At 63.9% G+C, this 15,174-nt stretch carries 12 protein-coding genes and 1 pseudogene; 7 read left to right on the top strand and 6 right to left on the bottom strand.

Annotated elements, in window-relative coordinates; all coding sequences use genetic code 11:
* Positions 1-24: 24 nt before the first annotated feature.
* Positions 25-1,221, bottom strand: a complete 1,197-nt coding sequence (locus AC3CCE_RS10560) for an IS256 family transposase (protein ID WP_488377099.1) — start codon at positions 1,219-1,221, stop codon at positions 25-27.
* Between the two features lie 99 nt (positions 1,222-1,320).
* Between AC3CCE_RS10560 and AC3CCE_RS10555 the strand changes: the two are divergent.
* A pseudogene (locus tag AC3CCE_RS10555) lies at positions 1,321-1,989 on the top strand (LysR substrate-binding domain-containing protein); the annotation flags it as partial.
* Positions 1,990-2,040: 51 nt separating this feature from the next.
* Here the strand turns inward: AC3CCE_RS10555 and AC3CCE_RS10550 are convergent.
* The 4 genes from AC3CCE_RS10550 to AC3CCE_RS10535 all read right to left on the bottom strand — a co-directional run bounded on the left by AC3CCE_RS10550 (position 2,041) and on the right by AC3CCE_RS10535 (position 4,632).
* Positions 2,041-3,090, bottom strand: a complete 1,050-nt coding sequence (locus AC3CCE_RS10550) for an aldo/keto reductase (RefSeq protein ID WP_352623821.1) — start codon at positions 3,088-3,090, stop codon at positions 2,041-2,043.
* 134 nt (positions 3,091-3,224) lie between these two features.
* A complete protein-coding gene (locus AC3CCE_RS10545) occupies positions 3,225-3,626 on the bottom strand; it encodes a type II toxin-antitoxin system VapC family toxin (RefSeq protein ID WP_023684083.1) in 402 nt (133 codons plus the stop codon).
* Positions 3,626-3,880, bottom strand: a complete 255-nt coding sequence (locus AC3CCE_RS10540; RefSeq protein ID WP_023684084.1) for a type II toxin-antitoxin system Phd/YefM family antitoxin — start codon at positions 3,878-3,880, stop codon at positions 3,626-3,628. Before AC3CCE_RS10540 ends, AC3CCE_RS10545 begins: the two co-directional genes overlap by 1 nt.
* A gap of 89 nt (positions 3,881-3,969) precedes the next feature.
* Positions 3,970-4,632, bottom strand: coding sequence for a YggS family pyridoxal phosphate-dependent enzyme (locus AC3CCE_RS10535; protein ID WP_352623818.1), 663 nt, complete (start codon positions 4,630-4,632; stop codon positions 3,970-3,972).
* Positions 4,633-4,780: 148 nt separating this feature from the next.
* Here AC3CCE_RS10535 and leuS point away from each other — a divergent pair, with 148 nt between their 5' ends.
* Together leuS and AC3CCE_RS10525 are read left to right on the top strand one after the other, a co-directional pair.
* Positions 4,781-7,408, top strand: a complete 2,628-nt coding sequence (leuS, locus tag AC3CCE_RS10530; protein WP_352623816.1) for a leucine--tRNA ligase — start codon at positions 4,781-4,783, stop codon at positions 7,406-7,408.
* Positions 7,395-7,991, top strand: coding sequence for an LPS assembly lipoprotein LptE (locus AC3CCE_RS10525; RefSeq protein WP_023698237.1), 597 nt, complete (start codon positions 7,395-7,397; stop codon positions 7,989-7,991). Before leuS ends, AC3CCE_RS10525 begins: the two co-directional genes overlap by 14 nt.
* A gap of 90 nt (positions 7,992-8,081) precedes the next feature.
* On the opposite strand, the gene fsa is transcribed toward AC3CCE_RS10525, so the two are convergent.
* Entirely contained in the window at positions 8,082-8,738 is a 657-nt protein-coding gene (gene fsa, locus AC3CCE_RS10520; protein ID WP_023688874.1) for a fructose-6-phosphate aldolase, read from the bottom strand.
* 90 nt (positions 8,739-8,828) lie between these two features.
* On the opposite strand from fsa, the gene AC3CCE_RS10515 reads away from it, so the two are divergent.
* The 4 genes from AC3CCE_RS10515 to AC3CCE_RS10500 all read left to right on the top strand — a co-directional run bounded on the left by AC3CCE_RS10515 (position 8,829) and on the right by AC3CCE_RS10500 (position 15,166).
* On the top strand, positions 8,829-11,012 hold the full coding sequence (locus tag AC3CCE_RS10515) for a primosomal protein N' (protein WP_352623814.1): 2,184 nt from the start codon (positions 8,829-8,831) through the stop codon (positions 11,010-11,012).
* A 280-nt stretch (positions 11,013-11,292) separates the two neighbouring features.
* Positions 11,293-13,497, top strand: coding sequence for a TonB-dependent receptor (locus AC3CCE_RS10510; RefSeq protein ID WP_352623812.1), 2,205 nt, complete (start codon positions 11,293-11,295; stop codon positions 13,495-13,497).
* A gap of 8 nt (positions 13,498-13,505) precedes the next feature.
* Entirely contained in the window at positions 13,506-13,886 is a 381-nt protein-coding gene (locus AC3CCE_RS10505; RefSeq protein ID WP_155923988.1) for a hypothetical protein, read from the top strand.
* Positions 13,883-15,166: a RhtX/FptX family siderophore transporter gene (locus AC3CCE_RS10500; protein WP_352623810.1), complete on the top strand. Its 1,284-nt coding sequence runs from the start codon at positions 13,883-13,885 to the stop codon at positions 15,164-15,166. Before AC3CCE_RS10505 ends, AC3CCE_RS10500 begins: the two co-directional genes overlap by 4 nt.
* Positions 15,167-15,174: the final 8 nt, after the last annotated feature.

Here is a 15,174-nt window from a genome sequence, read left to right as displayed (position 1 = left end):
AAAATGGGGCGGCCATGATGCTGGTCATGCGGCTTGGCGCAGAGCGAGCTTCTTGTGCTCGCGCAGGACGTCCATATTGATGTATCGGTTGGCCTCCATCCAGTTTTCATTGGTCTCGACGGCCAACGCCCTGACCAGGCGCAGGCAGCTTTCGGTGTTGGGGAAGATGCGCACGACATAGGTGCGCCGGCGGATTTCCTCGTTGAGCCGCTCCAGCATGTTGGTGGATTTGAGATGCTTGTGGTGCTGTCTCGGCAGCCTGAAGAAGGTCAGGGTTTGTTCGATGGCATCCTCGGCCCAGCCTGTCAGGCGCGGATAGCGTGCCGACCATTTGGCAAGCCATGCGGCAAGATCAGCCCTGGCCTCTGCGAGATCGCGCCGGTCGTAGAGCCAGCGCAATTCCTGCAGGCAGTCGTCGCCGTGCTTCCTCGGCAGATGATCGAGCGCGTTCCTGAGGAAGTGCACGTAGCAGCGTTGCCAGGCGGCTTCGGGGATCACCTCGCCGATCGCTGCCACCAGGCCGGCGTGATCGTCGGACACGACCAACTCGACGCCCTTGAGGCCGCGCGCCTTGAGGCCGACGAGGAAGTCCCTCCAGGCCGAGCGGCTCTCGCGATTGGCCATCTCCACGGCCAGGATCTGGCGCCTTCCGTCCCAGTCGATACCGACCGCTATCAGCACCGCCTGGCTCATGACAACACCGGCTTCACGCACCTTCTCGTAGCGCGCATCGAGGATGAGGTAAGGAAACGGCTCTTGAAGGGGGCGCCTGGCAAAGGCAGCGAGGCTCTCGTCCAGCCGCTTGTTGATGGCCGAGATCGACGAGGCCGAGAAGGCATGGCCGCACAGTTCTTCCGTGATCGCCTTCACCTTGCGGGTCGACACGCCCTGCACATACATCTCCGCCAGCGTCGCCACCAAGGCCCGCTCGGAACGCTGGTAGCGCTCGAACAGCTCGGTGGAGAAGCGCCCGGCACGGTCCTGCGGAACCCGCAGCTCGAGCTTGCCGACCCGCGTCACAAGGGTACGGCCGTAATAGCCCGAGCGATAGCCAAGCCGTTCGGGCGTGCGCTCGCTCTTCGAGGCACCCAGCGCCTCGTCCATCTCGGCCTCAAGCACCTCCTGCATCACCGCACGGAGCACCTCGTGCAATCCATCCGGGTTCGAAAGCAAAATGTCTTTGACGGCAGCGCTGGCGGTCTTAACTTCAGTCTTGGTCATGGTGGCGTTCCTTCGCGGGAATCAGGTGACGTGAACAATCACCAGCCTGCCATGACCGCCCCCTCTCAGCGAATTTGCAGAACTCTCAGCACACTACCGATGGCGGCGGCCGAGCGCGAGGCGGCCGTGGGTGCCGCGCCGCGCGGACGGCTGCGCGTCAACTCCTATGTGCCCTTCGGGGTGCATCGGCTGATCCCGCTGCTGCCTGATTTCCTCGAACGCTACCCCGGGATTTCGGTCGATCTGGTGCTTACCGACAGCGTCATCGATCTGATGGCTGAACGTGCCGACGTCGCCATCCGCGCCGGGCCGCTCGGCGAGTCGCGGCTGGTGGCGCGCAAGCTCGGGCAAAGCCGGATGACAGTCGTTGCCGCACCGTCCTATCTCAAGACGCATGGCACGCCGCTGGTTCCAGCAGATCTCGACCGGCACAATCGCATAGCTTTCGGCTTTGTCCGGCATGTCGATGGCTGGTCGTTTGTCGATGCAACCGGGAACGCCGTCATGGTGCCGATCACCGGAAACACGCTGGTCGGCGATGGCGAGTCGATGCGGTTGATGGCGGTCGGCGGCGCCGGCATCGCCCGGCTGGCACACTGGCATGTGGCCGATGACATCGCGGCGGGGCGGCTGACGGCGCTGCTGGAGGATATCAATCCGGGCGACGAGGAGCCTACCCACGCCGTCTATGTCGGCCAGGGCCGGCATTTGCCCGCACGGGTGCGGGCGTTTCTCGACTTTCTGGTCGAGAGCGTGCGGATGAGCTGAAAAGACGTTGGGGAGCCAGATGACCCCCCAAGCATCAGGCGACAGCAGTGACTATTTCTTCGGGGTGAACGGCGCCGGGCGGCGACCGGCGCCCTGACGCTCCAGCATCCAGCCGGGATATTCGGCCGGCAGCGCGCTGACCTCATCCAGTCTGGCGAGATCGTCGGCGTCGAGCTTCACCTCGGCCGCGGCAAGGTTATGCTCGAGCTGCTCCATGCGGCTGGCGCCGATGATGACGCTCATGACGAAAGGTTTGGCCAGGACATAGCCGAGCGCCACCGTGGCGACGCTGACGCCGTGCTTCTGGGCGATCTCGCGCATCACGGCGACAGCCGCCCAGGCGCGGTCCTCATCGACCGGCGGGAAGTTGAAGGCGGCGCGGCGGCCTTCGCCATTGCCGGGCGCGCCGGGGCCGTATTTGCCCGACAGCAGGCCGCCGGCCATTGGCGACCAGACCATCAGGCCGAGCTTTTCCTCGTTGATGAGCGGCACGATCTCGCGCTCGAGGTCGCGGCCGGCGATCGAGTAATAGGACTGGATGGTCTCGAAGCGGGAAAATCCCTTGCGCTCGGCAACGCCCAGCGCCTTGGCGATGCGCCAGGCCGCCCAGTTGGAGACGCCGACATAGCGGACCTTACCGCTGGCAACGAGATCGTCGAGCGCCCGCAGCGTCTCGTCGACTGGCGTCACGGTGTCGGTGCCGTGCAGCTGGTAGAGATCGATATGGTCTAGCTGCAGCCGCTCCAGGCTGCCCTCGACCGAATCCATGATGTGGCCGCGCGAAGAGCCGCGCTCGTTCGGGCCCTGGCCCATGGCGCCATGCACCTTGGTGGCAATGACGACGTCCGAGCGCTTGACGCCAAGATCCTTGAGCGACTGGCCAAGCAGGCGTTCGGACTGGCCGAATGAATAGACGTCGGCCGTGTCGAAGAAATTGACGCCGGCGGCGATGGAACGGGCAACGATGTCGTTGACGCCCTTCTGGTCGAGGCTGGCGATCAGGCCCCATTGGGCATTCTCGCCCGCGGCGCCGAAGGTCATGGTGCCGAGGCACAGTTCGGAGACGAACATCCCCGTATTTCCGAGTTGATTGTAGCGCATGGTGGCGGCTCCAGCAGATTGGTGATGACGCCAAGCAAATAGGAACGGTGCGTTTCGTTTCCAGTGGTGGCACAATGATGGACCGGCTCTGGCTCAACCTGCGGCCGACCCAACACCGGATCAACACAGGCGGGTCAGGCTTCCCAAGGGTTGAACATTGTGACGGCAGTATCGTCGAAATCGGCGACGTTGCGTGTGACCAGTATGAGATCGTGGAAGAGCGCCGTCGCGGCTATAAGCCCATCTGCGTCGCCGCGCGTGCGGATCGCGGAGATGCGACCCCATTGGGCAGCGATGTTCTCGTCTATGCCGAGAATTCGGTTTTCGTAGCTGTGGCGCAGACCGTGGAACCACGTTGCTAAATGGTTTGCAGTGTCGGGGTCGTTTCGCCGCTTCATTTCGATTCCGCGTGCGATTTCACCGAGCGTGATGACGCTTAGAAACAGAGACTGGCGCTCTTGCTTGATTATCCAATCCGCCACTGGCCCCCCTCGCTTTCGCGCATCCGACACGACGTTCGTGTCCAGAAGAAACATCAGAGGTCCACGTCTCGGCCGGGCCCCTTGGAGCGGCGATTGACCTCTTCGACGAAGTCGTCGTCCCATTCGGGACCGGAAAGAAGGTATTCCGCAAGTGAGGGCTTAGAGCCGACGAGCCTTTCGTATTCTTCAGCGGCCAACACGACAGCAGCGGGCTTTCCACGCAAGGTGATGGTCTGCGGGCCCTTTTCACGAGCCTGCTGAACCAGCTTCGAGAGATTGTTTTTTGCGTCCTGCAGATGCCAGTTCATGGAAGGTACCTAGCTAGCTTGGCTAGATATAGCATCGCTGCAGCGATGCAGCAACAATGCTACTGTTAGGGCGGCGAGATCACCGAGGTTTATCGGCCGCCGAAAATCGCCGAGCCGACGCGGACGCTGGTGGCGCCGAAGGCTATGGCGGTCTCGAAGTCGCCGGACATGCCCATCGACAGTTTTGCGACCCCGGCCTCCTTGCCGAGCTTTTCCAGCAGGGCGAAATGCGGGCCGGGGTTTTCGTCGGCCGGCGGGATGCACATCAGGCCTTCGATGGCGAGGCCATGGACATCGCGGCAGCGGGCGACGAAGGCGACGGCGTCGCGCGGGTCGATGCCGGCCTTTTGCGGCTCCGAACCGGTATTGACCTGGACATAAAGCTTTGGTGCGCGGCCCTGGCGCACGATCTCCTTGGCGAGCTCGGCGGCGATCTTCTCGCGGTCGACCGTCTCGATGACGTCGGCGAGCGCAACGGCTTCCTTCGCCTTGTTCGACTGCAGCGGGCCGATGAGATGAAGCTCGATGTCGGGGAATTCGGCTTTCAAGGCCGGCCATTTGCCTTGCGCTTCCTGCACGCGGTTTTCGCCGAAGACGCGCTGGCCTGCTTCGATGACCGGGCGGATGACGTCGGCCTCAAAAGTCTTCGACACCGCAACCAGCGTCACCGAACCGGCGTCGCGGCCGGCCTCGCGCTCGGCGGCAGCGATCCTCGTCTTGACGGCGAAAAACTGTTCGACGGCGCTGGCCATGCCCATATCCTGCCTGTCTTTAATCGTCTTGGCCGGCTCGCCGCAGTTGACGGGTCCGGCAATCCATGGTGAACACCGCGACGACATTTACCTTGGCCACCGGGCCTTGTCCGGCGGTCTGCGTCTGCTTTTAAGTGAAAATCATCCGATGGCAACCGAACGATACAATCCGCGCGCGTCAGAGCCCAAATGGCAGAAGGCCTGGGCCGAAAAGAAGCTGTTCGAAGCGCATAACAACGACCCAAAGCCGAAATACTACGTGCTGGAGATGTTCCCCTATCCCTCGGGGAAGATCCATATCGGCCACACCCGCAACTACACGATGGGCGACGTGGTGGCGCGCTACAAGCGGGCCAAGGGTTTCAACGTGCTGCACCCGATGGGCTGGGACGCTTTCGGCATGCCGGCCGAAAACGCGGCGATGCAGAACAAGGTCCATCCCAAGGAATGGACCTACGCCAACATCGCCGCCATGCGCGAGCAGCTCAAGATGATGGGCCTGTCGCTGGACTGGGCGCGCGAGTTCGCCACCTGCGACGTCGACTATTACCACCGCCAGCAGATGCTGTTCCTCGACTTCGTCGAAAAGGGGCTGGTGACGCGCAAATCCTCCAAGGTCAACTGGGACCCGGAGGATATGACGGTGCTCGCCAACGAGCAGGTCATCGACGGCCGTGGCTGGCGCTCGGGCGCGCTGGTCGAACAGCGCGAGCTGACGCAGTGGTTCTTCAAGATCACCGACTACGCGCAGGACCTGCTGGACTCGCTGAATGGTCTCGGCGAGTGGCCGGAAAAGGTCAAGCTGATGCAGCAGAACTGGATCGGCCGCTCGGAAGGGCTGCTGATCCGCTGGCCGCTGGCCGCTCCGGTTGGCGATGCGAAGGAACTGGAGGTCTACACGACCAGGCCCGACACCATTTTCGGCGCGTCGTTCATGGCGGTCGCCGCCGACCATCCGCTGGCCAGGAAGGCCGCCGAGACCAATCTCGATCTGGCCAAGTTCATCGACGAAATCAGGCATATGGGCACGTCGGTGGCCGCACTGGAGACGGCCGAGAAGAAAGGTTTCGACACCGGCATCCGCGTCGTGCATCCGTTCGACGACTCGTGGACCCTGCCGGTCTACGTCGCGAATTTCGTTTTGATGGAATACGGCACCGGCGCCATATTCGGCTGCCCGTCGGGCGACCAGCGCGACCTCGATTTCGCCAACAGATACGGCCTGCCGGTGATCCCGGTGGTAATGCCGGAAGATGCCGACGCCAAGACCTTCCAGGTCACGGAAGAGGCCTATGTCGATGACGGCGTGATGATCAATTCGCGTTTCCTCGACGGCCTGAAGCCGGAGCAGGCGTTCGACGAGGTGGCAAAGCTCCTGGAGCAGAAGACCATAGGCGGGCGGCCAATGGCGGAGCGCAAGGTGAACTTCCGCTTGCGCGACTGGGGCATTTCGCGTCAGCGCTACTGGGGCTGCCCGATCCCGATGATCCATTGCGAGGATTGCGGCGTCGTGCCGGTGCCGAAGGCCGACCTGCCCGTCAAGCTGCCCGACGACATCGAGTTCGACCGTCCCGGCAATCCGCTCGACCGCCACCCGACCTGGCGGCATGTGAAGTGCCCGCAATGCGGCAAGGATGCGCGCCGCGAGACTGACACGATGGACACGTTCGTCGATTCATCCTGGTATTTCGCGCGCTTCACCGCGCCCTGGGCCAACGAGCCGACGGAGCCGAAGGCTGCCGATGACTGGCTGGCCGTCGACCAGTATATTGGCGGCATCGAGCACGCGATCCTCCATCTGCTCTATTCGCGCTTCTTCACCCGCGCCATGCGCGCGACCGGGCATCTCGACCTGGCCGAGCCGTTCAAGGGCCTGTTCACGCAAGGCATGGTGGTGCATGAGACCTACCGCGTCGGCGGAGCGTCGAACAATGGCCGCTGGCTGTCGCCGGCTGAGGTCAGGATCGAGGATGTCGGCGGCAAGCGCCGCGCCATCGAGATCGCCACCGGCGAAGAGGCGGCGATCGGCTCACTCGAAAAGATGTCGAAGTCGAAGAAGAATACGGTAAGCCCGGAAGACATCACCGACGGCTACGGCGCCGACACCGCACGCTGGTTCATGCTGTCGGATTCGCCGCCCGAGCGCGACGTCGAATGGACGGACGATGGCGCCGCCGGCGCACATCGCTTCATCCAGCGTGTCTGGCGCCTGGTGTCCATTGCCGCCGAGACGCTTGACGGCGCCAAGCCGCAGGCGGCGCCGGAGGGCGAGGCGGGGGCCGTTTCCAAGGCCGCGCACAAGATCCTAAAGGCTATCGGCGAGGATATCGAGAAGCTCGGCTTCAACCGGGCCATCGCCCGCATCTACGAACTGGCCAATGCCTTGACCGCGCCGCTCAACGACGTCGCCGAGGGCAAGGCCGACGCGGCGCTGAAAGGCGCCTGCCGCGAGGCGGTGGAGATCCTTGTGCATGTGGTCGCGCCGGTCATGCCGCATCTAGCCGAAGAGTGCTGGCACACGCTCGGCGGCACCGATCTGGTCGCCGAACGGCCTTGGCCGGTCTACGATCCGGCACTGGTGGTCGACAACGAGATCGTGCTCCCGGTTCAGGTCAACGGCAAGAAGCGCGGCGATTTGACAATTGCCCGCGACGCGGACCAAGGTGCGGTCGAAAAAGCGGTTCTGGCTCTCGACTTCGTGCAGAAAGCGCTGGAAGGTAAGGCGCCCCGCAAGGTGATCATCGTGCCGCAGAGGATCGTCAATGTCGTTGCCTGATTTCAAAAAGACGGGGCTTGACTTCGGAAAGACGACGCATGTGCTGCGCCGCACCGCGCTCTGCGGGCTGGTGGCCTCGATGACGCTGGTTTCGGCCTGCACGGTCAGGCCGCTCTATTCGAGCGCGCCGCTGACGGCAGGCTCGACTGTCAGCGCGTCGGCGGAGCTCGCCTCGATCGCGGTCAAGCCGGTCAAGACCCGCTATGCCCAGCAGGTCCGCAACAATCTGATCTTCGCCTTCGGCCAGGGTGCCGGCGAAACGACGGCACCGGTCTACATGCTCGATCTCGGCGTCACCGAACTGGTCGAATCGGCCGCGGTGGTGCAGATCCAGACCGACGAAGACGAGCCGACGGCAGGCACGGTGACGCTGACCGCAAACTATGTGCTGACCGATGCCAGGACCGGCGTGGTGATCGCAACCGGCAAACGGTCGATCCCATCATCCTTCGACAAGCCGACGCAGGAGTTCGCCTCCTACCGGGCACAGCTCGACGCCGAGAACCGCGCCGCGCGTGAACTGGCTGAAATGGTGAGCCTGTCGGTCGCCCAGGACTTGGTCAGGCACGGCAAGAAGGCCTGAGCATTCCCTGGCGCTGCCAACTAGACTTTTAGCAGTCCGCAACAAAAAGGCCGGTTTCCCGGCCTTTCTTCGTTTTGTATCGAACCGATCTCAGCCGATCTTCTGGCCGGTCTTGGCCCAGTCGGCAGCGAACTGATCCAGGCCCTTGTCGGTCAACGGGTGCTTGACCAGCGCCTTCAGCGTCGCGGCCGGCGCGGTAACGACATCGGCGCCGATCAGGGCTGCCTGCTTGACGTGGTTCACGGTGCGAACCGAAGCGACGAGGATCTCGGTGTCGAAATCGTAATTGTCGTAGATCTGCCGGATCTCCTGGATCAGTTCCATGCCGTCCGCGCCGGTATCGTCGACGCGGCCGACGAAGGGCGAGATGAACGAGGCGCCGGCCTTGGCCGCCAGCAGCGCCTGGTTGGCCGAGAAGCACAGCGTTACATTGACCATGCGGTTCATCTCGGTGCGGATCGTCTTGCAGGCGCGCAGGCCGTCGAGCGTCAGCGGCACCTTGATGCAGACATTGTCGGCGATCTTGGCTAGGATGTTGGCCTCGGCCATCATGTCCTTGTATTCGACCGCAACAACCTCGGCCGAAACCGGGCCTTTGACGATGTCGCAGATCTGCTTGGTGACTTCGGCGATCTTGCCGCCGGATTTCAGGATCAGCGAGGGATTGGTGGTCACGCCGTCGAGCAGCCCCAGGTCGTTCAGTTCCTTGATGTCCTTGATGTCAGCGGTGTCGACAAAAAATTTCATGGGGGTCTCCTGAAAGATTTCCATGTGCATGCCATGCACATTCGGGGTTGCCCTTTGATCTAGACCAAAGTCGGGGCAAGGTCACGCCCGATGATCGAAGATTCGCCCTTTGTCGCAGCCGCGCCGGTGCTGGTGCCGATGCCCGCCGAACGGCCCTACACCTACGCTGTGCCCGCCGGCATGCGCGTGGTGCCGGGCTCGATCGTGCGCGTGCCGCTCGGTCCGCGCCAGGTTGCCGGCATCGTCTGGGATGGTGCGGTCGAGAATATCGACGCCAAAAAGCTGCGCCCGATCGAACAGGTCTTCGACTGCCCGCCGATCGACCGCGGCATGCGCCGCTTTGTCGACTGGCTGGCGCAGTACACGCTGTCGCCGCCCGGCATGGTGGCGCGCATGCTGTTGCGCGCGCCGGAGGCGTTCGATCCAGAACCGTGGATCGAGGGCCTGCAGCGAACCCTCGTCATGCCGGACCGGATGACGGATGCCAGGACGCGCGTGCTGGAGACGGCGGAAGGGGGGCTTGCCTGGACGCGATCCGGCCTGGCGCATGCGGCGGGCGTGTCGTCGACGGTTATCGAGGGACTCAAGGCGCAAGGCGTGTTCGAGACGGCGATGATCCCGCCTCGACCGGTGGTCGCCGCGCCCGATCCCTCCTACGCCATGCCGGAGCTGATGCCGGACCAGGCAGACGCGGCCGCCATGCTGCGCGCCAATGTCGCGGCCGCTGCTTTCAACGTCACGCTGCTCGACGGCGTCACCGGCTCGGGCAAGACGGAAGTTTATTTCGAGGCGGTGGCGGCAGCCCTTGACCGGGGCAAGCAGGTGTTGATCCTTTTGCCGGAGATCGCGCTGACGCATGCCTTCCTCGAACGCTTTCAGCAGCGCTTCGGCGCCAAGCCGGCGGAATGGCATTCCGACCTGCCGCCCCGAATGCGCGAAAAGGTCTGGCGGCAGGTGGCGGAAGGCGGCGTGCGCGTCGTTGCCGGGGCGCGTTCGGCGCTGTTCCTGCCGTTCCGCGAGCTCGGGCTGATCGTCGTCGACGAGGAGCACGACCCCGCCTACAAGCAGGAGGATCGCGTCTTCTACAATGCGCGCGACATGGCGGTGGTGCGCGGCCATATCAGCGGCTTCCCGGTGGTGCTGGCGTCGGCGACGCCATCGGTCGAAAGCCGGGTCAATGCGCAGCAGGGCCGCTACAGCAGGGCGGTGCTGTCGGCGCGCTTTGCCGAAGCCGCGCTTCCCGATCTCAAGACGATCGACATGCGGCGCGCGCCGCCGGCCCGCGGCGGCTTTCTGTCGCCGCTGCTGATCGACCAGATGCAACGTACGCTGGAGAAGAAGGAGCAGTCGCTGCTGTTCCTCAACCGGCGCGGCTACGCGCCGCTGACGCTGTGCCGTGTCTGCGGCCACCGCTTCGGCTGCCCGGTTTGTTCGGCCTGGCTGGTCGAGCACCGCTTTCGCGGCCAACTCGTCTGCCATCATTGCGGGCACAATGAGAAGCGGCCGGAGGCTTGTCCGGAATGCGGCACGCTCGACCATCTGGTCGCCTGCGGGCCTGGCGTCGAGCGGATAGCTGAAGAAGTCGTGGCGCATTTCCCCGACTCGCGCACGATCGTCCTGTCATCCGATTTGATGGGCGGGGTGCGCCGGCTGCGGCTGGAGCTCGAGGCCATCGCCAACGGCGAGGCCGACATCGTCATCGGCACGCAGCTGGTCGCCAAGGGCCATAACTTTCCCAACATGACGCTGGTCGGCGTCGTCGATGCCGATCTCGGCCTCGCCAATGGCGATCCGCGCGCCGCTGAGCGCACCTTCCAATTGCTCAGCCAGGTGACTGGACGCGCCGGCCGCACCGGCAAGAAGAGCCTCGGCCTGCTGCAGACTTTCCAGCCGGACCATCCGGTGATGCGGGCGATCGTCTCGGGCGATGCCGAGGCCTTTTACGAACGCGAGATCACTGAGCGCGAACGGGCAGCCCTGCCGCCCTTCGGCAGGCTTGCCGGCGTCATCGTCAGTGCGGTGACGCGGGCCGAGGCCGAAGGCCACGCGCGCGGCCTGCGCCGTGCAGCACCCCAGGCCAGCGACCTGTTCGTGCTCGGTCCGGCCGAGGCGCCGCTGTCGCTGCTCGGTGGGCGCCATCGTTTCCGTTTGCTGATCCAGGGTGAAAAGCGCGCCGACATCCAAGGCTTCATCCGCACCATGCTGGCCGAAGGGCCGATGCAGCGCGGCTCGGTCCGCGTGCAGGTCGACATCGATCCGCAGAGCTTCTTGTAAGCACAAAGGCTGACGCCGCCGCCGGCCGCCCGCAAGCCGTTTGTCAAGAAAACTCAGCATCTTAGTGCCGGCTAAAGTGCGCGCCGTTCATGTACCCGGCTCCCATCCGTTCGCTGACTAATCCTGATTTGAAAAGCCACAAAATAAATGTTGACTCGTTTTATCATGAATTATAACTGGGCCTTTCCGCTCTGGCGCTGGGGACCAGGGCATGGATGGGGACAGCATGCGCAGATTTTTCAGTACGCTTCTTTGGTCATCGGCTTTGGGTTCGTCGATTATGGCAGGCGCGGCATTTGCCCAGGAAGCCGCTCCGACGGACCAGCAGGGAGCCACCGTGCTCGATCAGATACTGGTCACCGGCCGCAATGAAAGGTCGATTTCCAGCGTCGCTCAGTCTGTCCAGGTCGTGGAACAGGAACAGGTCGAGGAAGCCGCGCAGGAAAATATCGACGCCGCGACCCTGATCAGCCGCATCGTCCCCGGCTACGCGCCACGCAACCAGACCATTTCCGGCGCTTCGGAAACCTTCCGCGGGCGCAGCGTTCTCATCATGGTCGACGGTGTGCCGCGCAACACACCGCTGCGGGACGTCTCACGCATCCTGTCGATGATCGACCTGAATTCGGTCGAGCGCATCGAAGTCATCAATGGCGCGTCCAGCCTTTATGGCGCCGGCGCCACCGGCGGCACGATCAACTTCATCACCAAGCGCGGCGACAGCGACAAGCCGAAGGTGACGGTGCGCACCGGCGTCACCGCCTTCACCGAAAACCCCGGCAAGTCGGCCGGGCCAAGCACCAGTGTCTCAGTCGAGGGCAAGAAAGGCGATTTCGACTATTTCTTCTCGGCGTCCGGTGATCTGTCGCGCCGCACCTATGACGGCCACGGCAACGAGGTGGCTTCCGACGCCATGCTTGGGCAAGGCGGCGGCGACCGCACCGGCAGGGGCAATCTCTTCGGCGTGGCCGGCTACCAGTTCGATTCCAGGCGCTTCGAGGCCAGCGTCGACTGGACCTATGCCAACCAGAAGCCGGACTGGTTCACCGATTACACGACCAATCCCGTCTCCCCGGATTTCGGCGATCCCTATGAAGGCAAGCCGCTGAAGGAAGATTCGAAATATCTGACCGCCAAATACACCGACAGCGACTTCGCGCTCGGAAACCTCGAGGTCAAGGCGTTCTACAACGACATCTTCAAGCAGTCGCCCTTTACCAAATTCTCGGCCGTCAACAGCCAGGTGTATTTACCGACGAACCCGACGCGGCCGGTGATCCTGCCGCCGGGTACGGACCCGACCGCCGACTTCAACCAGACGGCGCTGCAATCGCGGCGCAGCGGCGTCAACCTGACCGTCAACACGCCGATGGACTTTATCACTCAGGGCAGCACGCTGACCTGGGGCGCCGACTACCTCTTCGATGCCACCGATCAGCAGCTGACCAACGGTCAGGACGCCATCTCGCCCACGACCCAGAACTCGGTTGCCTTGTTTGCGCAAGGCGAAATTCCGGTGACGGATCGCTTTCGCATCAGCGGCGGCGCGCGCTACGACCAGTTTTATCTCAATGTTGAAGACTTCACCCGGCCTGCCGCTGCCGTTCTGCTCGGCCGCAACATTATCGGCCTGCCGGCGATCCGGGTGACCGGCGGCTCGTTCGACTACGACGCCGTCACCTTCAACGCCGGCGCCGTCTACGATCTGACCGAAAGGATGCAGCTTTTCGGCAATTTCTCGCAAGGCTACAGCCTGACCGACATTGGCGGCTTCACCCGCCGGGCCGGGTTGAACTCCAACGCCGAAACCTGCGACGCCTATGGCACCGCCATCCGGCCGCTGCTGCCATGCACCAACGCGCCGGATTACGCGATCAGCTATGCCGATATCGCGCCTGAACCCCAGCTGGTGAACACCTGGGAAGCCGGTCTGCGCGGCGATTGGGGCGACTATCGCGGCGGCGTCAGCACCTATCTGTCGACCTCGGACAACGGCGTCAGCTACGACATCGTCAACAACCGGGTATCGCAGCAGAAGGAACGTATCTGGGGCGTCGAAGCCAATCTCGAGGCAGACCTCAGCGGCATGTTCACGCTGGGCGGATCGGTCGGCTATGTCGAAGGCAAATACGATGCGGATCACGACGGCCACATCGAAGCTAACGAATATCTGCCCAACAACCGTATCCCCTCGACCTACAAGGGCCTGGTCTATCTCACCACCCGTTTCGAGAACGAGCTGACCCTGCGCAGCGAGTTGGAGCTGTTTTCCGGGCGCGACCGCATCGCCACCCAGGAACTGGACGGTGCAGCACTGGTCAATCTTGCAGTCTCGAAGACGTTCGCCAATGAGAGTGTGCTGAACCTTGCCGTGCGCAATGTGTTCGACACCTATTACATCAACCCCTCCGCATCGGCGACGCGCGGCGCCGACGTTCCCGGTCTGGGGCGTTCCGTCGCTCTGTCGTACCAGATCACCTTCTGAGGGCGGCAATGGCGGTGTCTCTCCAACGAAACGGTGCATTGGTTTCGCTGCTGGCAGAAGCGCCCGCCGATCCGGCGGATGGCGGGGCCTATATCGAGGCGCTCGGCTGCCTTTCACAGGAGAGGGAGCCGTTCGTGCTGTTGGTCGATATCCGCATCGAGATCGCGCTGAGCGACGCCCAGCGCAAGGCGCAAAACCTCTGGTACAAGGCGGAACGCGAGCAGCTCGAAAAAGCCTGCCGCGCCTGTGCGCTGGTGCGCCCCGCCGCCGACGAGAACATGCAGCGCGTCTGGCAAAGCCTGTTCGGCTTTCCAGTGCTCGTCACCCGCAGCCGGGCGGAGGCCGGCGCCTTCCTGAACGGTTACGCACCGAAGGACTATGTCAAATGAGCGGCGACGCAGACCGGCCGGCGCCCGCCGGGCTTTCGCGCCTGCGGCTTTTCGTCGTTCTCGCCTGCCTTTATCTGGCGCAGGCCATCCCGAGCTATCTGTTTGCCGCGGCGATCCCGCCGATCCTGCGCGAGCAGGGCGTGTCGCGCACCGCCATTGGCTTGATGGCGCTGCTGATGCTGCCGCTGGTGCTGAAATTCCTATGGGCGCCGCTGGTCGACCGCTTTCGGCCAACGGCCCGCGCCCATCGCGCCGGCTGGGTCATCATCACCCAGATCGGCGTCATCGCCGGCATCGCCGCCATGCTTTGGATCGAGCCGACCGATGTCGCCGGTATCTTTGCCGTCGGCCTTGTCGTGAGCCTGTTGATGTCGACCCAGGACATCGCCACCGACGGCTACGCGGCCAAATATCTCGACCCGAAGGACAGGCCGATCGGCAATGCGATCCAGGGCGGCGCCGTCGCGCTCGGCGTCGTTCTCGGCGGCACGCTCGGCCTGTTGGCTTATCATCATGCCGGCTGGCAAACCATGGTGGCCATGGTGGCCGCGCTGTCCATCATCCCGCTGGTCGCCGCCTTCGCCATGCGCGAGACCGATCCCGTTGCCAGCGCGCCGCAGGCGTCCAGGGACCGCCCCTCGATCCTGCGTTTCCTGCGCCGGCCGGAGGCGCGCCAGATCCTGTGGATCGCGCTCATCTACCGCGCCAGCGAAGGGCTGGTGAAGTCGATGGAAGGCTCCTATCTCGTCGATGCCGGCGTGCCGCTCGACATCATCGGCTATCTCTCTGGCGGTGCCGCGCTCACCGTCGGGCTTGGCGGCTCGGCGCTGGCGGCGTGGCTGCTGCACAAGCGCGGTGCCGCCTCGGTGCTGGGCCTGCTCGGCGCGTTGCGCACCACCTGCTTCCTGATCTTCGCGCTGCATGCTTTCGGCGCTATCGCCGGCTTCTGGCCGATCTTCGGGGCCTCGTTCCTGCAGACGCTGGTGCGCTACATGGAGATCGTGGCGCTCTACAGCCTGTTCATGTCCGTCACGTCGTCGGACCAACCCGGCACCGATTTCACCATCCTGTCCTGCGCCCAACTCATCGTCTACCTCGTCGGCTCCATGCTTGCCGGCCGCCTTGCCGACATGCTCGGCTACTCCGCGCTGTTCACCCTGGCGACAGTGCTGTCGGGCATCGCCGTGGTGGCGACCTATCGCATGCTGAATGCCCATTTCGCCGATGCCGCAAAGACCCAGCGAGGAACGCCGATGCCGCTGCCGGAGGTCGCCGAATGAGTGCGGGT

This window comes from Mesorhizobium sp. P160187 (genome assembly GCF_057766425.1).
This window is presented reverse-complemented; position numbering and strand designations above follow the sequence as displayed.